Origin of the sequence: Pseudomonas sp. CHM02 (assembly GCF_000612585.1) — a bacterium.
Lineage (GTDB): Bacteria > Pseudomonadota > Gammaproteobacteria > Pseudomonadales > Pseudomonadaceae > Aquipseudomonas.
In genome coordinates this window covers 13,263-32,469 of record NZ_JFCA01000002.1, presented here as the reverse complement: position 1 = coordinate 32,469, position 19,207 = coordinate 13,263, and the positions used below count along the sequence as shown (strand labels likewise).

The 19,207-nt window shown below is 61.1% G+C and carries 17 protein-coding genes; 6 read left to right on the top strand and 11 right to left on the bottom strand.

All coding sequences use genetic code 11. From position 1 onward, the window contains the following. Positions 1–47: 47 nt before the first annotated feature. Positions 48–824, top strand: a complete 777-nt coding sequence (locus tag BM70_RS0101255) for an N-acetylmuramoyl-L-alanine amidase (protein ID WP_025854312.1) — start codon at positions 48–50, stop codon at positions 822–824. A 65-nt stretch (positions 825–889) separates the two neighbouring features. Here the strand turns inward: BM70_RS0101255 and BM70_RS0101250 are convergent, their stop codons facing one another. Both BM70_RS0101250 and algB read right to left on the bottom strand, forming a co-directional pair. Then, positions 890–2,677 (bottom strand): KinB sensor domain-containing domain, encoded by a 1,788-nt coding sequence (locus BM70_RS0101250; RefSeq protein ID WP_025854311.1) that lies wholly within the window; start codon positions 2,675–2,677, stop codon positions 890–892. 10 nt (positions 2,678–2,687) lie between these two features. Further along, positions 2,688–4,034, bottom strand: coding sequence for a sigma-54-dependent response regulator transcription factor AlgB (algB, locus tag BM70_RS0101245; RefSeq protein ID WP_025854310.1), 1,347 nt, complete (start codon positions 4,032–4,034; stop codon positions 2,688–2,690). 377 nt (positions 4,035–4,411) lie between these two features. Between algB and BM70_RS0101240 the strand changes: the two genes are divergently transcribed. From BM70_RS0101240 to BM70_RS0101220, 5 genes are all read left to right on the top strand, one after another. Continuing rightward, positions 4,412–4,696: a hypothetical protein gene (locus BM70_RS0101240; protein WP_025854309.1), complete on the top strand. Its 285-nt coding sequence runs from the start codon at positions 4,412–4,414 to the stop codon at positions 4,694–4,696. A 79-nt stretch (positions 4,697–4,775) separates the two neighbouring features. Next, positions 4,776–4,940, top strand: coding sequence for a DUF1328 domain-containing protein (locus tag BM70_RS32055; RefSeq protein WP_003170804.1), 165 nt, complete (start codon positions 4,776–4,778; stop codon positions 4,938–4,940). Between the two features lie 2 nt (positions 4,941–4,942). Further along, positions 4,943–5,410, top strand: coding sequence for an inhibitor of vertebrate lysozyme family protein (locus tag BM70_RS0101230; protein ID WP_025854308.1), 468 nt, complete (start codon positions 4,943–4,945; stop codon positions 5,408–5,410). 727 nt (positions 5,411–6,137) lie between these two features. After that, entirely contained in the window at positions 6,138–7,469 is a 1,332-nt protein-coding gene (gltP, locus tag BM70_RS0101225) for a glutamate/aspartate:proton symporter GltP (RefSeq protein ID WP_025854307.1), read from the top strand. Positions 7,470–7,567: 98 nt separating this feature from the next. Further along, complete coding sequence (locus BM70_RS0101220) at positions 7,568–8,797, top strand: nucleoside recognition domain-containing protein (RefSeq protein ID WP_016978801.1); 1,230 nt, start codon at positions 7,568–7,570, stop codon at positions 8,795–8,797. 83 nt (positions 8,798–8,880) lie between these two features. Here BM70_RS0101220 and BM70_RS0101215 read toward each other — a convergent pair whose 3' ends face one another. From BM70_RS0101215 to BM70_RS0101175, 9 genes are all read right to left on the bottom strand, one after another. Continuing rightward, entirely contained in the window at positions 8,881–9,492 is a 612-nt protein-coding gene (locus tag BM70_RS0101215) for an ABC-type transport auxiliary lipoprotein family protein (RefSeq protein ID WP_025854306.1), read from the bottom strand. Beyond that, positions 9,489–10,427, bottom strand: a complete 939-nt coding sequence (locus BM70_RS0101210; protein WP_025854305.1) for an MlaD family protein — start codon at positions 10,425–10,427, stop codon at positions 9,489–9,491. The genes BM70_RS0101215 and BM70_RS0101210 overlap by 4 nt, the downstream gene beginning before the upstream one ends. A gap of 1 nt (position 10,428) precedes the next feature. Continuing rightward, entirely contained in the window at positions 10,429–11,232 is an 804-nt protein-coding gene (locus tag BM70_RS0101205; RefSeq protein ID WP_025854304.1) for an ABC transporter ATP-binding protein, read from the bottom strand. Beyond that, a complete protein-coding gene (locus BM70_RS0101200; protein ID WP_025854303.1) occupies positions 11,229–12,377 on the bottom strand; it encodes an ABC transporter permease in 1,149 nt (382 codons plus the stop codon). Before BM70_RS0101200 ends, BM70_RS0101205 begins: the two co-directional genes overlap by 4 nt. A gap of 54 nt (positions 12,378–12,431) precedes the next feature. Further along, the gene (locus BM70_RS0101195; RefSeq protein WP_025854302.1) at positions 12,432–13,463 is read right to left on the bottom strand and encodes a DUF5924 family protein; all 1,032 of its coding nucleotides are present in this window, start codon (positions 13,461–13,463) and stop codon (positions 12,432–12,434) included. A gap of 72 nt (positions 13,464–13,535) precedes the next feature. Beyond that, positions 13,536–14,918 (bottom strand): pitrilysin family protein, encoded by a 1,383-nt coding sequence (locus tag BM70_RS0101190; protein WP_025854301.1) that lies wholly within the window; start codon positions 14,916–14,918, stop codon positions 13,536–13,538. A 57-nt stretch (positions 14,919–14,975) separates the two neighbouring features. Continuing rightward, positions 14,976–16,634 carry a Na/Pi cotransporter family protein gene (locus BM70_RS0101185; protein ID WP_025854300.1) on the bottom strand — a complete coding sequence of 553 codons (1,659 nt, stop codon included), beginning with the start codon at positions 16,632–16,634 and terminating at the stop codon, positions 14,976–14,978. 250 nt (positions 16,635–16,884) lie between these two features. Beyond that, a complete protein-coding gene (locus tag BM70_RS0101180; RefSeq protein ID WP_025854299.1) occupies positions 16,885–17,652 on the bottom strand; it encodes a TerC family protein in 768 nt (255 codons plus the stop codon). A gap of 68 nt (positions 17,653–17,720) precedes the next feature. Beyond that, positions 17,721–19,028 carry a CitMHS family transporter gene (locus BM70_RS0101175; RefSeq protein WP_003170826.1) on the bottom strand — a complete coding sequence of 436 codons (1,308 nt, stop codon included), beginning with the start codon at positions 19,026–19,028 and terminating at the stop codon, positions 17,721–17,723. Positions 19,029–19,207: the final 179 nt, after the last annotated feature.

The window sequence follows — 19,207 nt, the reverse complement described above, 5'->3', positions numbered from 1 at the left end:
GTACGTTACACTGTTGCATTATCGTCTTCAGCGTAACGTCTTCCGCCATGAAATCCTTGTGCTTCGCCTTTATGTTTCTAATGCTTGCGGGCTGTGCCAGCGGCCCTCGCCTGGACACCAGCCATCCCTCGGTGAACCACGACAACCGCGTGCAGTTCGTGGTCGTGCATTACACCTCCACCAACCTTGAGCGCTCCCTGGCGTTGCTCACCCACGGCCAGGTCAGTAGCCATTACCTGATCGGCGACGACGCCTCAGGCACCATTTACAAGTTGGTGGATGAGAGCCAGCGCGCCTGGCATGCCGGGGAAAGCGAGTGGATGGGCCGCACTTGGCTCAACTCCAGCTCCATTGGTATCGAGATAGTGAACCCTGGCTACAAGGACACGCCGACAGGCCGGCTGTGGTATCCGTACTCCGAAGCACAGGTGAAGTCGCTGGTGGTGTTGCTCAAGGACATCAGCAAGCGCAATGGCATCGACCCCAAGAACATCATTGGTCACAGTGACATTGCGCCGCTGCGCAAACTGGACCCGGGCCCGCTGTTCCCTTGGAAGCGCCTGGCCGATGAAGGGTTGGGCGTCTGGCCGGATGCCCAGGCCGTTGCGCGTTTCCAGGTGCAATACGCCACTGAGCTGCCGAGCATTACCTGGTTCCAGGAAGAATTGGCGCACCTGGGCTACCAGACGCCCCAGACCGGAGAGTTGGATGTGGCCACGCGTCATGTGATCGCGGCGTTCCAGATGCATTTCCGGCCGTCGCTGTTTGATGGCACGCCGGATGCGGAAAGTGCTGCGATCCTGCGGGCGTTGAATCGCCGGTGATCCTGTAGGGGCGCGGCTTGTCGGCAATGGCACCGTCAAAACCACTATCGCCAGAAGCCGGGTTCCTACAAAGGCAACGCCATGTAGAACTGAGTGCCCTGCCCCGGCCGCGAGTACACACCCATGCGGCCGCCGTGCAGTTGCACGATCTCCTTGCACAGCGCCAGCCCCAGGCCGGCGCCGCCTTTCTTGCGACCCACCTGGACAAAGGGCTCGAAGATCCGCCCTTGCTGCCCATAGGCGATACCTTCGCCGTTATCCTCGACGCTGATGATGACCCGCTCGCCATGGCGGCGGGCCTGCAGACGAATCTGCCCGCCCGCGGCGGTGTGGCGCAGGGCGTTGCCCAGCAGGTTGTCGAGCACCCGCTCCAGCTGTGCCTGGTCTGCGTACAGCCGGGGCAAGTCGGATTGAGCTTCTACCAGCAGTTCGATGTCTTGCGCGTTGGCCGGCTCGACGAAGCGCGCACGGGCATGTTCGAGCAGATCAGTGACATCGCACGGCCCCAGCGTGAGTTTCTGCAGGCCATTCTGATAGCGCGAGAAGTTGAGCAGGTCGTTGATCAACTGCATCAACCGCTGCATCTCTTCATTGACCGTATCCAGCAGGTCCGCTTCACGGGAGTCCGCCGGAAACTTCGCGCGCTCGCGGAACAGCCCGAATGCCATGTGCATGCCGGTCACTGGCGTCCGCAGCTCATGGGAGGCGCGCAATACGAACTCGCTGCGCACCCGCTCGAACGCGCGTTGTTCGGTGACGTCATGCAGCACCATCACCGCGCCGAGGATATGCCCCTGGATATGGCTGACGGGGGTCAGGCTGTAGGTCAGCAGGCGAAGTTCGCCTTCGACTTCCACTTCCAGATCGTCGGGCGCTCGTTCCAGGTTGCCGCCGCGCAGTACCAGTTGCAGTTGTTCATCCAGTTCCGGCCGCGCCAGCGCCTCGCCCAGGCCCTGGCCGAGGCGTTGCTCGTCCCAGCCCAGTTGGCGCTGGGCCACGGGGTTGAGGTGCTCCAGGCGACCCTGGCGGTCAATCATCAGCAGGCCATCGTCGATGCTGTCGAGCACCGCTTGCAGGCGCTGCTGGCCGGCCAGCAGTTCATCGACATTGGTCGCCTGATGCTGGCGCAACGCCTCGGCCATGATGCCGAAGCGGCGGGTCAGCTGGTTCATTTCGGCCGCCGATGAGATCGGCAGCGTCACTTCGAAATCGCCTTGCCCGATCTTGTCCGCCGCCTTGGCCAATGCTTCGATCGGCCCGCCAAAACGCCGGGCGATGCCATGCGCCGTCACGAACCCGATGATCAACACCGCGAGCCCCACCAACCCCAGCAACCCGGCGATCAGCAAGGCGCGCTCACGGGACTTGTGCTCGCTGTTGCTGATGTTTTCCAGCGCCTGCTTGTGTTCGTTGATCAGGCCATTGCGCAACGTATTGAAGGTGTCGGTGAGCTTATCCTTCGTGCCTGGCGCAGGAGTCGGTTGCTGGGATTCGTCAAAGGCCTCCAGCAGTTGCTGATACTGGCCTCGGGCCTGGCTGAAGCCTGTCCCACGACCGTCATGCTGTTCATGGGCAATACCCTGGTCCAGCAGGTCGAAGTAGCGCTGCTTGGAGGCTTGCAGTGCCACGGGGTCAGGGCGATCCTCCAGCATCATGATCAACTGATCGCCCAGGCTCTGGCGCAGTTTCAGTCCCAGGTCCAGGGTAATGAAGTTGCTGCGAATCAGGGATTCCTGGGTCTTGGCCATTTGCATGACGCTCACCAGGCCCAGGATCAACCCCAGCAGAGCGACGGTAATCAGCGCTGAGATGCTCAGGAACAATCGAGTGCGCAGCTTCATCGCTAACTTCATAGGGTACAGCTCACAGGTTGTACTGTTTGCGTTTGCGGTACAGGGTCGACGCGTCGATGCCCAGGGTGCGAGCCGCCTGGTCCAGGGTGTCGCTGGTGGCGAGCACGGCGCCGATGTGGGCTTTCTCCAGCTCGTCCAAACTCAGTGCCGCACCAATGCGCGGAGCGTTGTTGGTTGGCTGCTCGGCCATCCCGAGGTGGCTGATTTCGACCTTCTCCTGTGGGCAGATGATACTGGCGCGTTCCACCACGTTACGCAGTTCGCGGATATTCCCCGGCCAACGGTAGTTGAGCAGCGCTTCGCGCGCTTCATCGCTGAAACCGCGTGCCGGTCGGGCGTATTCCTTGACGAAGCGCGCCAGGAACCGGTCGGCCAGGGTCAGGATATCTTCACTGCGCTCGCGCAGCGGTGGCAGGTGCAAGGTGATCACGTTGAGGCGGTACAGCAGGTCTTCGCGGAAGCGGCCGTCACGCACCATGTCTTCCAGGTTCAGGTTGGTGGCGGCGAGGATGCGTACGTCGGCGCGGCGAGTGACCGGGTCACCCACACGCTCGTATTCCTTGTCCTGGATGAAACGCAGCAACTTTGGTTGCAACGTCAGGGGAAAATCGCCGATCTCGTCAAGAAACAGCGTTCCGCCGTCAGCCTGGTTGACGCGGCCCAAGGTGCTTTCGCTGGCGCCGGTAAAGGCACCACGGCTATGGCCGAATAACTCGCTTTCCATCAGTTCCGCCGTCAGCGACGGGCAGTTGATGGTCACGCAGGATTTCTTCGAGCGTTTGCTCCAACCGTGAATGGCGCGAGCCAGCTCGCCTTTACCGGTGCCGGACTCGCCCAGGATCAGAATGTTGGCATCTGTCCCGGCGACCTGGCGCGCCGTTTCCAGCACCACCATCATCGACGGGCTGTGGGAGTCGAGGCCATCTTTCGGTTGGCGCACTTCGCCTTCGAGGGCTTCAAGGCGCGCAGAAAGCTGGCGCACTTCCAGCTGTTTGGCAGTGGCGAGGCGCAACTGGTCCGGGCTGCAGGGCTTTACCAAGTAATCAGCGGCACCGGCCTGGATTGCATCCACAGCGGTGTCGACCGCCGAATGGGCGGTGACAATCACCACGCGCATCCATGGCGCCTGAATGCGCATCTGGGCCAGCACGTCCAGGCCATTGTCTTCGCCAAGGCGCAGGTCGAGGAAGCACAAGTCGAACACTTGGCGCTGCATCAAGGTGTCTGCCTGGGCAGCGCTGTTGGCGGTGGCAACGGTGTAGCCTTCATCTTCCAGGCAATAACGGAAGGTGCGGAGGATCGCGGATTCGTCATCCACTAAAAGAATGCGGCCTTGAAGTTCCTTGGCTGATTCCATCTGTCCCGCGCTCCTTAAACTATGAATGATGGTGTTTAGTCCCGGAATAATCGGGCAAGTTGCATGGTTCATTCTGATCGATAAAAGCCAACGTCGTGCAGGTATCTGCAACGTGTCCTACAAAGCCCCGCCTGATGGCGTTTTCATGCCTTCTTGCCAGTTCGGCAACGCGCTCCTGTGTTCTATCCCTTCATCCGACCGCTGGACATCGTGCATTTCGCACGGCTCCCAGGGAGGCATCGTGCAGGATGCTGGGCACTCATATGATTACAAATACTTAACTATTTGATTTTATTGGTTTTTATTTTGTAAAAAAGCTGGCATGCGCTCTGCAATACCTCTCCTGACGAATAATCAGAATGCGGGAGAACAGCAGCATGACTCGCCAAACCCTCAGCCAACTGCGTGTATCGCCCCTGCGCTTGCAACAAGGTTTGTTTGCCAGCCTGGCCCTCATGGTCACGTTGATTGGCGGCCAGCAGTTGCAACATTGGCAGCAGAGTCAGCAGCAGATTCCCCAGTTCGAACGTCCGGCCATGACCCAGACCCATTTCCGTTCCGTCGGCAGTGTTGCTGCCGACGTGACAGCCCCGCAATTGCGGATGGTTGACCAGGAGTCTTCCCTGAGTGAGCTGCCATCCCAGGAGCGTTGGGTGTTCTAGGCACCAAAAGGCCGCTCGTGTTGAGTGGCCGCACGGCACTACCGCTGTTACCTCTTAAAGAAGCATAAGGAGAATCACCATGTTGAGTTGGGCAATCACATTTCTGATCATCGCCATTGTGGCTGCAGTCCTGGGCTTCGGTGGTATCGCGGGCACCGCCACGGGTATCGCAAAAATTCTGTTTGTGGTCTTCCTGGTGATGTTCATCGCTTCCTTCTTCTTTGGTCGTCGCGGCCGAGGCTGAAAATGACCACTTTGTCCTTCAAAGCCATTACTGCCGCCCTGCTTCTGGGCGGCAGCGGCTTGGCGATGGCCGCCAATGACGGTCAGTCCCGAGCCAACGAATTGCTCAGCGCGGACCCGCAATACCGCGAGACCTGGCAAGGCGTGGTGAAGAAAGAAGAGCGTCTGCCGGAATGGGTCATGAACCTGTCGGGCACCGCCGAGCAAATGAATGCCGTGGAAGAAGATGGCGACAAGTACTTGGTCGGGCCGCTCTGCGAAACCGCGGATACCTGCCTGAGCAAGCGCCTCATCGTTGCCTTCAGCCTCGACAAGGAAGATGCCTACGCCATGTTGGTGGAAGTCCCGGCCGGCCTGCCGGCGGACAAATCCCCAACGCGGCACGCCGATTACCGTTTTATCGGTAAACCGGATGAAGGCATGCAGAAGCTGCTGATGGAGCAGCTGAAGAAAGATCCGAATTGGTACTAGGTTCCGTCTGACGCGTTTGTCGTCTGCGGGACCGGCGTACATAGAAAGAAGCCCTTCGCTTCTTTCTATTTGCACCGCTCGCCAAGGGCTGTGCATGACCAAGGGGCCGGGTTGTTCTGATCAACTGCGATCGGCGTGACCTACGGGTACAGGGAGTGCCTGCGCAAGGGCCGGGTCAGGCGAAAAGCTGCGACGCAGGTTCACAAGTCCATGGCTTGCTGAACTTGCGGCGGGCTTGTGAGGCTCATCCCCGCGTCTTATTCCTCTCATAGTCGAAAATTCCCTTTCTGCTCGTGCCCAACCATTACTTAGTGTGTCGGGTCGACCATCTATCGATAAAATTTGGCTTGGGCCATAGGACATTTCCGACACTAAATAGCGGAATTCACAGGCGTTTCCGCCAATGCCCCAAAGACGTCCGGAATCTCTGAGCGAGCCGGGTTTGGCAGGTTCACGGCATGTTCGCCGGACAAAATGTCACATTTGAACTGACCGTTCGGACAGTTATTATTAAAAAAAGCCATGCCGATTCGGCATGGGGTAGGCGTTTACGGCATTAGACGTCGCTCCCTTGCATGGGAATAGTTGCGCCTTTTTTCGCCTGCCAGTAAGCCATTTCGGCCACGCTGCGGTGACCTTCCATGGAGGCAGATGCACACACTTTTTCGCTTTCGAGCGTTGCAGCGGGCGCATTTGCCTTAAGTCCACTTGAAGTAAGGGTAATGACATGAAGAAGGCAAAGCTAAGCCTCGCCTGGCAGATCCTCATCGGTTTGGTGCTGGGGATCGCAATCGGTGCAGTGCTCAACCATTTCAGTGCTGAAAAGGCCTGGTGGATCAGCAATGTGTTGCAGCCAGCGGGCGATATCTTTATCCGCCTGATCAAGATGATCGTGATCCCGATTGTGATCTCCTCGCTGATCGTCGGCATTGCCGGTGTCGGTGACGCGAAGAAGCTCGGGCGTATCGGCGTCAAAACCATCCTTTACTTCGAAATCGTCACCACCATCGCCATCGTGGTCGGCCTGCTGCTGGCCAACGTGTTCCATCCGGGCGCGGGTATCGACATGAGTACCCTGGGTACCGTCGACATCTCCAAGTACACCGCCACCGCCGCCGAAGTGCAGCATGAGCATGCGTTCATCCAGACCCTCCTCAACCTGATCCCTTCGAACATCTTCGCCGCCGTGGCCCGTGGCGAAATGCTGCCGATCATTTTCTTCTCGGTGCTGTTCGGCCTCGGCTTGTCGAGCCTCAAGCCTGAACTGCGCGAGCCGCTGGTGACCATGTTCCAGGGCGTGTCCGAGAGCATGTTCAAAGTCACCCACATGATCATGAAGTACGCCCCGATCGGCGTATTTGCATTGATCGCGGTGACCGTCGCCAACTTCGGCTTCGCTTCCTTGCTGCCGCTGGCCAAGCTGGTGATCCTGGTTTACGTCGCCATTCTGTTCTTCGCCTTCGTGATCCTCGGCCTGATCGCCCGCCTGTTCGGCTTCTCGGTGATCAAGCTGATGCGCATCTTCAAGGACGAGCTGGTACTGGCCTACTCCACCGCCAGCTCCGAAACCGTGCTGCCGCGCGTGATCGAGAAAATGGAAGCCTATGGCGCGCCGAAGGCGATCTGCAGCTTCGTGGTGCCAACCGGTTACTCGTTCAACCTCGACGGTTCGACCCTGTACCAGAGCATCGCCGCGATCTTCATCGCGCAGCTGTACGGCATCGACCTGTCGATCGGCCAGCAACTGATGTTGGTGCTGACCCTGATGGTCACCTCCAAAGGCATCGCCGGCGTACCGGGTGTATCCTTCGTGGTACTGCTGGCCACCCTGGGCAGCGTGGGCATTCCGCTGGAAGGCCTGGCATTCATCGCCGGTGTCGACCGTATCATGGACATGGCGCGTACTGCCCTGAACGTTATCGGCAACGCCCTGGCCGTGCTGGTGATCTCCCGTTGGGAAGGCATGTACGACGACGCCAAGGGCGAGCGCTACTGGAACTCGCTGCCGCACTGGCGCAGCAAGGAAGCCTCCCCGGTCGCCCAAGCCACTCGTAACTGATAAGCCGACTGTTCAAACACAAACCCCGGAAAACTCCGGGGTTTGTCGTTTCTGCCAGCCCCGCTATCATTCGCTGCATTCTTCGAGGGGTTTAACTGATGCTCAATGGCCTGTGGCTTGGCTTCTTTGTCGTGGCAATGGTGTCGGCACTGGCGCAATGGCTGGTCGGCGGTAACGCCGGGATTTTCGCGGCGATGGTAGAAAGCATTTTCGCCATGGCCAAACTGTCGGTGGAAGTGATGGTGCTGCTGTTCGGCACCCTGACGTTATGGCTGGGTTTTTTGCGCATTGCCGAAAAAGCCGGGATCGTCGATTGGCTGGCCAAGGCCCTCGGCCCGCTGTTCCGTCGCCTGATGCCAGAGGTGCCCGCCGGCCACCCGGCCATCGGCTTGATCACCCTCAACTTCGCGGCCAACGGCCTGGGCCTGGATAACGCGGCCACGCCCATCGGCTTGAAAGCGATGAAGGCGCTGCAAGAACTCAACCCTATCCCCAACACGGCGAGTAACGCGCAGATTCTGTTCCTGGTGCTCAACGCGTCTTCGCTGACGTTGTTGCCAGTGACCATCTTCATGTACCGCGCCCAGCAGGGCGCCGCGGACCCGACGCTGGTGTTCCTGCCGATCCTGCTGGCGACCAGCGCCTCGACCCTGGTCGGCCTGCTCTCGGTGGCAATCATGCAGCGTCTGCGGCTGTGGGACCCGGTAGTGCTGGCGTACCTGATTCCAGGCGCACTGGTGCTGGGCGGCTTCATGGCGCTGCTGGCGACCCTTTCTGCCACGGCGCTGGCCGGGCTGTCGTCGATCCTCGGCAACCTGACGTTGTTCGGCTTGATCATGCTGTTTCTGGTGATCGGCGCGCTGCGCAAGGTCAAGGTGTACGAAGCGTTTGTCGAAGGGGCCAAGGAAGGCTTCGACGTGGCCAAGAACCTGCTGCCGTATCTGGTGGCGATGCTGTGTGCCGTGGGTGTATTGCGCGCCTCGGGTGCGTTGGACTTTGGCCTCGAAGGCATTCGCCATGTGGTCGCCTGGACGGGCATGGACACGCGCTTTGTCGATGCCTTGCCGACCGCGATGGTCAAGCCGTTCTCCGGCAGTGCCGCGCGGGCGATGTTGATCGAGACCATGCAGACCCAGGGCGTGGACAGCTTCCCGGCACTGGTCGCGGCGACGATCCAGGGCAGTACCGAGACCACCTTCTATGTGTTGGCGGTGTACTTTGGGTCGGTGGGGATCCAGCGGGCCAGGCATGCCGTGGGGTGTGCGTTGCTGGCGGAGTTGGCCGGAGTCGTGGCGGCTATTGCGGTGTGCTACTGGTTCTTTGGGTAAGGCTTGAATCGCTATCGCCGGCAAGCCGGCTCCTACAGGTTGATACGGTCTCTGTAGGAGCCGGCTTGCCGGCGATAGCGCCCTCAGCGTTTCGCAGTGGCAGTGCCCTGCGCCACCACCCAATCCACCACCTGCTTATTCAACTGATCCCCCGCCTGCCCAAACCCGGCAACCACCGCTGGCACCTTGGTGTCGCTCACCGGTTGCCTGACCTCAAACCGCCGGCTGGCAACAATCCGCTGATCACTGCCGCGCACCAGGCGCGCGTCCAGGCGAATCACCACTTCCACCGCGCTGCCATGGTATTCACTCTGGAACGCCTGCAATTGCCCGCCCAATTCAAAGTCGGACTGCAAGTTGGTGTCGTCGGTGCTCAGCAGCGTCACCCGGCCATCGCGCTGGAAGCCATCCATGAAGCGGTTGCGCAGCAGCACGGGCGACGGGTCGCTCCAGCGCGAGTTGGCATAGCTGCTGATCAGGTCGCCATTGGGCACCACGGCAATACGCGGGCTGTCGAGAAACTCGCTGGTCTGCGGCTTGTTCACACGCAGTGACCAACTCACCGGCGCTGCCTGGTTGGTGGCCTGGGCCGAGGCCAGGCGATACACGTCCGAAGGGTCGGCCTTGGGCAGGATCGAGCACGCGCTCACCAGCGCCAATGCCAGAGGGGCAATCAATTGGTAAGCACGCTTCATGGCGTGAACTCCTTGTTCTTGTCGCTGCCCAGCAGGTAACCGCTGGGGTTGGCTTCCAGGCGGCGGGAGATGGCACGCAGCGAACCCAGGGTTTCGCGCAGCTCGCGCACGGCCGGCGCCAGTTCGTTGAGGCCTTGCATGCCGCTGTTCACCGAGTCCTTGTTGTTAGTCAGCAAGGTGTTGATGGTCGCGGTGCTTTGTTCAAGGGATTTCATCGCCTGCTCGGCGCTGCCGAACGCCTGCTTGCCTTGTTCGTTGAGTAAACCGTTGGCGTTGCGCATCAGCACGGTGGTCTGCTCCAGCGCGGCGCTCGCCTGTTTGCTCACCTGCATCAGTTGCTGCATCACTACCTTGATATCGCCACGTTGGTCGGCAATGGCACCGGTGGTTTGTTGCAGGTTATCCAGAGTGTTGCTCAGGCGTTCGACGTTCTCGCGGGAGAACATGTGATTGGCGTTGTGCAGCAGCAGGTTGATGCTGGTCATCAGGTCGTTGCTGTTGTTCAGCAGGCGTGCGATGGGCGATGGCGAGGCGATGATCTGCGGCAGTTCGCCGTCCTTGCCCTTGAGTTCGGCGCTCTGGGGCGTGCCGCCGCTGAGCTGGATGATCGAGGTGCCGGTGATGCCGGTCAGCGCCAGCTTGGCCTGGGTGTCTTCCTTGATCGGCGTCTGCCCGGCCAGGCGGATGCGCGCCAATACGCGGCGTGGGTCCTTGGGGTCCAGGCGCAGGCTGGTGACGTCGCCCACCTTGATCCCGCTGTATTGCACCGCGCTGCCCTGGGACAGGCCGCTGACGGCCTCGTTGAAGATCACTTCGTAGTCCTGGAAGGCGCTGTCGACGCTGGACTTGGCCAGCCACAGGCCGAACAGCATGGCGCCGACCACCACGATCACGCTGAACAGACCGATCATCACATGATGGGCTCGGGTTTCCATGTCATACCTCGTCTAGCGATTGAGCGGCATCCAATGCCGCGCGGCCACGGGGGCCGTGGAAATATTCGTGAATCCACGCGTCGTCGGTTTCCGAGACGACATCGATGGCATCGGCCACCAGCACTTTCTTCTGCGCCAGCACCGCCACGCGGTCGGTGATGGTGTACAGCGTGTCCAGGTCGTGGGTGACCAGGAACACACTCAGGCCCAGCGCATCGCGCAGGGTCAGGATCAGTTGGTCGAACTGCGCCGCGCCAATCGGGTCGAGGCCGGCGGTGGGTTCGTCGAGGAACAGGATGTCCGGGTCCAGGGCCAGGGCTCGGGCCAGGGCGGCGCGTTTGATCATGCCGCCGGACAGTGAGGCCGGGTACTTATCGGCCGCCGACAATGGCAACCCGGCCAGGGCCAGCTTGACCGCGGCCAGGTGCTCGGCGTCGCGACGGCTGAGGCCGGCGTGCTCGATCAACGGCAGCGCAACGTTTTCGGTCACGGTCAACGAGGAAAATAGTGCGCCCTTCTGGAACAGCACGCCAAACCGTCGTTCCACCAATGAGCGTTCGTGCTCCGACAAGTTCGGCAGGTTCTTGCCGAACACCCGCACTTGGCCTGCACTGGGCCGGCGCAGGCCGACAATGCTGCGCAGGAGCACCGACTTGCCGCTGCCGGAGCCGCCGACCACGGCGAGGATCTCGCCCTTGTACAGATCCAGGTCGAGGTTCTCGTGCACGCTCTGGCTGCCAAAGCGATTGCACAGGCCGCGCACTTCAATCACCGCCTCGGTGGGCGCTCGATGCACGCGGCTCACCAGCCCATCTCCATGAAGAACAGCGCGGCCACCGCATCCAGCACGATCACCACAAAGATCGATTGCACCACGCTGGAGGTGGTGTGGGCGCCGACCGACTCGGCGCTGCCGCTGACCTTGAAGCCCTCCAGGCAGCCAATGGCCGCGATCAGGAAGGCGAAGACCGGCGCCTTGATCATGCCCACCACGAAGTGCTGCACGCCAATGTCCGAGTGCAGCAGCGACAGAAACATCGCCGGTGAAATATCCAGGGCCACAGCGCAGACCACGCCACCGCCGACGATCCCCGAGAGCATCGCCAGGAACGTCAGCATCGGCAGCGCTACCAGCAACGCCAGCACTCGGGGTAATACCAGCAGTTCCATCGGGTCCAGGCCGAGAGTGCGGATGGCGTCGATTTCTTCGTTGGCCTTCATCGAACCGATTTGCGCGGTGAACGCACTGGCGGTACGGCCGGCCATCAGGATGGCGGTGAGCAGCACGCCGAATTCGCGCAGGAACGAGAAGGCCACCAGGTCCACGGTAAAGATCGTGGCGCCAAAGCTTTCCAGCACCGTGGCGCCGAGGAATGCCACCACCGCGCCGACCAGGAAGGTCAGCAAGGCCACGATAGGCGCAGCGTCGAGGCCGGTCTGTTCGATATGCGCGACCATCGGCGTGATGCGCCAGCGCTTGGGACGGAAAATGCCGCGGGCGAAGGTTTCGAGGATCAGGCCGATAAAACCCAACAGTTTCTTGCTGTCCTGCCAGACGGTGTCCACGGCACGGCCGATACGCGCCAGCACCTGAATGCCGGCGGCTTCTTCCGGTGCCTTGTCCGGCACGCAAAAATCATTCAGGGAGCGGTAGACGGTCTTGAGCAGTGCGCGGTCGGCGGCAGACAAGCTGCAATCGGTCTGCTCGGCGGACTGCTCGATGCGCGTGGGGCCCAGCAACTCCACCAGCAGCGAGGCGCCGGCAGTATCCAGGGCGCCGAGGCCGTTGAGGTCGATACGCGTGCCAGCGTCATATTGGCCGTTGAGATTGTCCGACAGCTTCTTCAGGCTGGCATAGTGGGCAAGCGTCCAGTCCCCCGTAATCCGCAGCTGTGGCGGGGTGGTAGATGTATCGAGGTGGGCTGCGCCGGCCGTCGTACTGGTGGTCATAAGCTCCGAGCTTGTTTGGCTATCCGCAATTCCTACGTAATAGCACGATCCTGGCTACTTTGGGTTGTCCGTTTGTGCTGAGTCCGTCACTTTGAAGCGCAGCACGCCGATCACCTGCCCGTCCTCGGTCAACACCCGGACCTGCCAGCGGCCCACGGCGTCGGCGGGGAAGTTTTGCTTGTGGGTCCAGGCGCGATAACCCTCTTTACGCCCGCCGTGAATATCCAGGGCGATGCGGTCGACCTCTTTGCCGTTGAATTTCCACACGTGGTAAATCCGCTCATCCAGCCCGCGCGGGGCGTTGATCGCGGTGTAGGCGTACAGCCCGCCGCTGCGCAGTTGAGCGGCGCTGACTTCCTTGAGGTCGTCACCCGGCGTGCGATCTTGCAGCTGGGTGCTGATCGCCACTTCGGTCATCCACAGGGTGGCGGGCGGCACCCAACTGCGCAGGAACCAACCGGCACAGCCAATTGCGGCCGTGACCCCGAGCAGCATCGCCCAGCCCTTGACGCTGCGCAGCGGCAGGCTCACCGCCAGGCTTGGGATCGACAATGCCATGGCCACGCCGAGAGCCAGTTTGTAACTCTCGGCGGTGGTCAGGTGCAGGATGATCGGCAGTGCGGTGAGCAGTGCGGCGAACAGGGTCAGCGTGTGCAGCGCCAGGAACAGTGAGCGTTTGGGCGCCAGCCACTTGTAGTACAGCGGGTCGGTGATCGACACCAGCGCTGCCGCACCAAGCAGGCCGGTGAACACCGATTGTCCGCTGTTCCACGCCGTGGTGACAAAGAAGAACGGCAGCACAAAGAACAGACTTTCCTGGTGGATCATCTGGGTTGCGTAGCGCAGCAGTGGTTCGGGGATTTCGCGCTTGAAAACCTTGGTGAACAACTGGGTGAAACTGTTCTCCAGCATCAGCCACAGCCAACTCACCAGCATGATTACCGCGATCCAGCTGGCCATGCCCTGCTGGCGATCCACCAGGATGAAGCTGCACACACCCGAGATGAAGCCACCGAGTGCAATCACCCCTGGGTAGCGCTTCATCAGTTCGAGGACGCGGGTGATCAAGCGGGTCAGGTTTTGCATTCGGCGGTTCGCAGTCTTTGTAGGAGAAAATCCCAGACAGAATAACGTCTTAGCCCGTGGTCCGGTGCCTCATTACGCGATCCGTTTGCGATAAACCCGCACGCCGATCAACACAATGGCGATCAATCCGAGCAGGCCGGCGCCTATCCAACTCAGAGCGTCGTAGCTCAGCAACGGTTTCTCGATGCGCCAGTAGCCTGGCTGCTGGAACACTTGGCGCATGGCCTGGTTGGTCTGGTCCAGGCTCACGGCCTTGATGCGTTTGACCGGGTCGCTGAAGTGGCCGTTGTTGTAGTCACCGGAAGCGCTCCAGTAGTAGTCGGCCAACGCGCTGTTGCCCTGCACGGCCCACGCCTGACGGGCGATGGCGGCCTGCTGCAGGCGGGTGAACACCGCCGGGTCGAGGCCGTCCTTGAGCAGTTGTGCCTTGAGGTCCTGAAGGACTTGTTCCGCTTCGGGGAGGCTTTCGCGCTCAAGGTCGGCATTCAGGCTGAGGAAGCCGACGCCGCCGAGTACTTCGCGCTCGCTCCAGGGGCCGTAGGACAAACCGTGCTTGAGGCGCAGTTGGCGATACAGCGCCCAGTCCAGATAGTCCTTGAGCAGGTCGTAGGTTTCGTCATGCCCGTCCTCCAGCACCGGCTCGGGGAACAGCCAGTGCAACTTGGCGCTGTCGCCGACCCAGCCGTGGATGAGTTCACGATGGCTGGCGGCGGCGTGCTGGATCTCCGACAGCGGCAGATGTTCGCTGGGCTCGACCGGTTCGAGTTGGCCGTAGGTGCGTTCCAGATAGGCGGGCAGCAGCTTGTCGAGGTCGCCGACGATGATCAGGGTCATGTTGTTGGGCGCGTACCAGTGTTTGCGCAGGTTCTCCAACTGGTCGCGGGTCAGCGGGTCGACCTCGGCGCGTTCGGCGCATTTGAGCCCCAGTTCAACGGCTAATTGGTTGCTGGCCGTGTGGCCCAGGTCCTGACGGTCCAGCAGGCGTTGCAGGTGTGAGTAGTGGCCGCCGTCTTCGCGTTCGACCACGCGCTTGGCGGCATTGATATTGGCGTCGGTCAGTTCGGTGCGGGTGATGATCGCCAGCAGCAGGTCGAGCACCTTGCGCTGGTTCTGCGCGGGCGCCTCGATCACGAAAGTGGTGTCGGCGTTGCTGGTGTAGGCGTTCCACTCGCCGCCCAGGGCTTGCATGCGGTCTTCCAGCTCGCCTTCGCCGCCACCGTCGATGCCGCTGAACAGCAAGTGTTCCAGCAGGTGTGGCAATTCCTTGTCTTCGCAGCCGAAGTCATCCAGGCCCACGCCCACCACCAGGCGGATCGCCACATGCCCGCGCTCGGTGCCCGGTTTGAGCAGCAATTGCAGGCCATTGGGCAGGGTGTAACCCTCGACTTGCAGGCGGTCAAAGGCAAAGACGTGGGCCGAACCCATGAGCAGGCAAGCGAACAACAGGCGACGCATAACAAGCTTCCTGGCGAGTGAGGTCAGTTTTAACTGACTTCACGGGCCATCGTACGTTCAGGGCGAATGTGTGATGTCGGCAATATCTTCGGCGGAGAGCGCGCCGGTGTCGGACGTTTCCAACACTACATAAGCACTGCTGCAAAACAACGAGTTCAAGCGTTTCATGTCGGCAATCAGCTCCAGATGCAGGGAACTGGTCTCCAGGCTCTGTACGATCTTGCGCTGCAACCGGCTGACGTGAGCGTGGGCCAGACGGCGTTCCTGGGCGCGGAAGCGGCGCTTCTCGCGCAGCAATTGGCGAGCGCTTTCCGGGTCGGCGCTAAGGAACACCGACAACCCGAGGCGCAGGTTGGCGATCAGTTGGCTGTGCAGGCCCGTGAGTTCTTCCAGGCCCACTTCCGAGAACTGGCGGCGCTGGGAGGTTTTCTGCTGCTGGACCTTGCGCAGCATGCGTTCGATCAGGTCGCCGGCCAGCTTCAGGTTGATCGACAGCTCGATGATTTCGGCCCAGCGCCGGCTGTCCTGCTCACTGAGGTCTTCGCGGGGCATTTGCGCCAGGTAGAGTTTGATCGCGCTGTAGAGCGACTCGACGTCGTCGCTGAGGCTGCGCATTTCCTGGGTGATGGCCGTCTGTTTGCCACGCAGTACTTCCTGCATCGCGGTGAGCATGTTGTCGATCAGGTCGCCGAGGCGCAGGGTTTCCCGCGCGGCGTTGGCCAGCGCCAGGCTCGGCGTGGTGAGCGCGGCCAGGTCGAGGTGGCGGGGTTTGGCCTTGCCATTGGTTTCTTCGCGCTCGGGCAGCAGCCAGGCGCACAACCGTGCCATCGGGCCGATGGTCGGCAGCAGAATCAGACAACGGGTGACGTTGTAGAGCAGGTGGAAGGTGATGACCATGCCTTGGGCGCTGTAGTCCAGGCCGTCCATCCAGCGCACGAGAGGGTCGAGTACCGGGATAATCAGCAGCAGGCCGATCAACTTGTACAGCAGGCTGCCCAGTGCGACCTGGCGACCCGCGGCGTTCTGCATGCTGGTGCTGAGGAAGGCCAGCACGCCGCTGCCGATGTTGGCGCCGATCACCAGGCCGATGGCCACGTGCAAGCCGATCACACCGGCGCCGGCCAGGGTGGCAGTCAGTAGGACGGCGGCCAGGCTGGAGTAGGAAATCATCGCGAACAACGCGCCGACCAGAGCGTCGAGCAGGATGTCGCCCGTCAATGAAGCGAACAGCACTTTTACGCCTTGGGCGTGGGTGATGGGCCCGGCGGCTTCGACGATCAGTTGCAGTGCGAGGATGATCAGCCCGAGGCCGATCCCGACCCGGCCCAACTGCCCTGCCCGCGTCTGTTTGCGCGACAGGAAGAAAATCACTCCGAGAAAGATCAGCAGCGGCGACAGCCACGACAAGTCAAAGGTCAGCACCCGCGCCATCAGCGCAGTCCCGACGTCAGCGCCGAGCATGGTCGCCAGGGCGGGCATCAGCCCCATCAGGCCCTGGCCGACAAAGGACGTCACCAGCATTGCCGTGGCATTGCTGCTCTGCACCATGGCGGTCACCAGGATACCGGCGATAAACGCCAGCCAGCGCTTGGACATGTTCTGCCCGATGACTTGGCGCAGGTTGGAACCGTAGACCCGCAGGATGCCGGTACGGACGATGTGCGTGCCCCAGATAAGCAGGGTCACGGCGGAAAGCAGATTGAGCAAGGTCAGCATGCTCGGCCCCCCGTGTGGGTGCGCTCCAGCTGGAGCGAAGGAAAGTTACCGCGTGCCGCTCTACGTCTTGTAGTTAAGCTGTAGTTGGCGAATGGGCTCTGCGCCAGCATCGCATAGCTGAAGTGGGGATTGAAACAAAACTGTCATCTTCAGGCGCGAGCAAGCTCGCGAAAAACGTCAACGATAACGCGTGCCATCTGATAAACGCGGTTTCCTTGAGTTCTTCGCGAGCAAGCTCGCGCCTACAGGTTTATTGACCTGGAATGTCTTTGCGCAGTTTCACGGGGTCTTGCTGTTTTTTCTTTTTCGCGATGGCGGTGCGCATCTTGATGTTCACCGCTTCCACCGCCAGCGAGAACGCCATGGCGAAGTAGACGTAGCCTTTTGGCACGTGCACATCGAAGGATTCGGCGATCAGCACGGTACCCACTACCAGCAGGAATGACAGTGCCAGCATCTTCAGCGACGGGTGCTTGTCGATGAACTCGCTGATGGTGCCGGCGGCGAGCATCATCACCAGTACCGCCACGATGATCGCGGCGACCATGACCGGCACGTGCGACACCATGCCGACTGCGGTGATCACTGAGTCCAGGGAGAACACGATGTCGATGATCGCGATCTGGATGATGGTGTAGATGAACTTGCCACCGGCGCCCTTCGGCTCTTCGTGGGTTTCGTCGTCACCTTCCAGCGCGTGGTACATCTCCTGGGAGCTTTTCCACAGCAGGAACAGGCCACCGAAGAACAGGATCAAGTCGCGACCGGAAATACCCTGGCCGAAGACTACGAACAGGTCGGCGGTCAGTTGCATCACCCAGGTGATCGACAGCAGCAACAGGATGCGTGTGACCATGGCCAGGGCCAGGCCGAAGATCCGGGTGCGCGCCTGCATATGCTTGGGCATGCGGCTGACCAGGATCGAAATCATGATGATGTTATCGATGCCCAGGACGATCTCGAGGGCCGTCAGGGTGAAGAAGGCAATCCAGATTTCCGGATTGGTCAGCCATTCCATGTGTATTCCTTTGAGCAAGTGTTAAACCGCGCAAGCTGCAGCGCCGCGCGGTGAGTGAGTCGGTACGATTATAGAGTGCTGAACAGCGGAAAAATCCCCATCAGCAATGCGGCGAACATTATGCACAGGCACACCAGCACTGCCCACTTCAGGGTGAAGCGCTGGTGATCGCCAAATTCGATACCGGCCAGCGCCACCAACAGGTAGGTCGACGGTACCAGCGGGCTGAGCAAGTGCACAGGCTGGCCAACGATGGACGCGCGGGCCATTTCCACAGCGGTGATGCCGTAGTGGCTGGCGGCTTCGGCGAGTACTGGCAGTACGCCGTAGTAGAACGCGTCGTTGGACATGAAGAAGGTGAACGGCATGCTCACCAGCGCGGTGATCACGGCCAGGTACGGGCCCATGGCTTCGGGGATGACCGCCAGCAGGCTCTTGGACATGGCGTCGACCATGCCGGTACCGGACAGGATGCCGGTGAAGATACCCGCGGCGAAGATCAGCCCCACCACCGCCAATACGCTGCCGGCGTGGGCGGCGACGCGGTCCTTCTGCTGTTGCAGGCACGGATAGTTGACGATCATCGCGATACTGAACGCCACCATGAACAGCACCGGCAGCGGCAACAGACCGGCGATCAGGGTGCACATCAGGGCCAGGGTCAGCGCGCCGTTGAACCAGATCAGCTTCGGACGACGCGCGTCAGGGTATTGCGACACGCTGATTTCGCTGTGGTCGATCTCATCACCTTGCAGGTGCAGTTCGCCCAGGCGCGCACGCTCGCGTTTGCCGTACATATAGGCAATCACCAGGATCGCCACCACGCCAGCAGCCATGGCCGGGATCATCGGTACGAAAATATCCGAGGGGTCCACATGCAGCGCACTGGCGGCACGGGCGGTCGGACCGCCCCAGGGGGTCATGTTCATCACGCCGCCGGCGAGGATGATCAGGCCGGCCATGATGCGCGGGCTCATGCCGATGCGCTGGTACAGCGGCAGCATGGCGGCCACGCAGATCATGTAGGTGGTGGCGCCGTCACCGTCGAGGGACACGACCAGGGCCAGCACGGCGGTACCGACGGAGACCTTCAGCGGGTCGCCCTTGACCATTTTGAGGATCTTGCGCACGGCCGGGTCGAACAGGCCGGAGTCGATCATCAGGGCAAAGTAGAGAATGGCGAACATCAGCATCACGCCGGTCGGCGCGAGCTTGGTGATGCCTTCGAGCATCATCGGGCCGATCTTCGGTGCGAAACCGCCGAACAGCGCGAACAGGATCGGCACGATGATCAGAGCGATCAGCGCGGACAGGCGCTTGGTCATGATCAGGAACATGAACGTGATGACCATGGCAAAGCCAAGGAAAGTCAGCATAGGAATACTCCAGGCGTAGCGCGGCTAGGGAATGGCGAACCGGGTTGGGGTCAGCGCAGAGCGAAAGGCACGAGGCGTACGGGTGGAGTTGGGGCGAACAGGCGGGTACGAGCGGACATCGGGAATCACCATTGTTGTTGTTAACAGCCGGTCTGTTGCCGGCAGTGGGGGCGATCCTA

What these genes read in the sequence shown, in the direction of transcription:
- BM70_RS0101255 (WP_025854312.1), top strand. Translation starts at nt 48, where the DNA reads ATGAAATCCTTGTGCTTCGCCTTTATGTTTCTAATGCTTGCGGGCTGT.
- BM70_RS0101250 (WP_025854311.1), bottom strand. Translation starts at nt 2,677, where the DNA reads ATGAAGTTAGCGATGAAGCTGCGCACTCGATTGTTCCTGAGCATCTCA.
- algB (WP_025854310.1), bottom strand. Translation starts at nt 4,034, where the DNA reads ATGGAATCAGCCAAGGAACTTCAAGGCCGCATTCTTTTAGTGGATGAC.
- BM70_RS0101240 (WP_025854309.1), top strand. Translation starts at nt 4,412, where the DNA reads ATGACTCGCCAAACCCTCAGCCAACTGCGTGTATCGCCCCTGCGCTTG.
- BM70_RS32055 (WP_003170804.1), top strand. Translation starts at nt 4,776, where the DNA reads ATGTTGAGTTGGGCAATCACATTTCTGATCATCGCCATTGTGGCTGCA.
- BM70_RS0101230 (WP_025854308.1), top strand. Translation starts at nt 4,943, where the DNA reads ATGACCACTTTGTCCTTCAAAGCCATTACTGCCGCCCTGCTTCTGGGC.
- gltP (WP_025854307.1), top strand. Translation starts at nt 6,138, where the DNA reads ATGAAGAAGGCAAAGCTAAGCCTCGCCTGGCAGATCCTCATCGGTTTG.
- BM70_RS0101220 (WP_016978801.1), top strand. Translation starts at nt 7,568, where the DNA reads ATGCTCAATGGCCTGTGGCTTGGCTTCTTTGTCGTGGCAATGGTGTCG.
- BM70_RS0101215 (WP_025854306.1), bottom strand. Translation starts at nt 9,492, where the DNA reads ATGAAGCGTGCTTACCAATTGATTGCCCCTCTGGCATTGGCGCTGGTG.
- BM70_RS0101210 (WP_025854305.1), bottom strand. Translation starts at nt 10,427, where the DNA reads ATGGAAACCCGAGCCCATCATGTGATGATCGGTCTGTTCAGCGTGATC.
- BM70_RS0101200 (WP_025854303.1), bottom strand. Translation starts at nt 12,377, where the DNA reads ATGACCACCAGTACGACGGCCGGCGCAGCCCACCTCGATACATCTACC.
- BM70_RS0101195 (WP_025854302.1), bottom strand. Translation starts at nt 13,463, where the DNA reads ATGCAAAACCTGACCCGCTTGATCACCCGCGTCCTCGAACTGATGAAG.
- BM70_RS0101190 (WP_025854301.1), bottom strand. Translation starts at nt 14,918, where the DNA reads ATGCGTCGCCTGTTGTTCGCTTGCCTGCTCATGGGTTCGGCCCACGTC.
- BM70_RS0101185 (WP_025854300.1), bottom strand. Translation starts at nt 16,634, where the DNA reads ATGCTGACCTTGCTCAATCTGCTTTCCGCCGTGACCCTGCTTATCTGG.
- BM70_RS0101180 (WP_025854299.1), bottom strand. Translation starts at nt 17,652, where the DNA reads ATGGAATGGCTGACCAATCCGGAAATCTGGATTGCCTTCTTCACCCTG.
- BM70_RS0101175 (WP_003170826.1), bottom strand. Translation starts at nt 19,028, where the DNA reads ATGCTGACTTTCCTTGGCTTTGCCATGGTCATCACGTTCATGTTCCTG.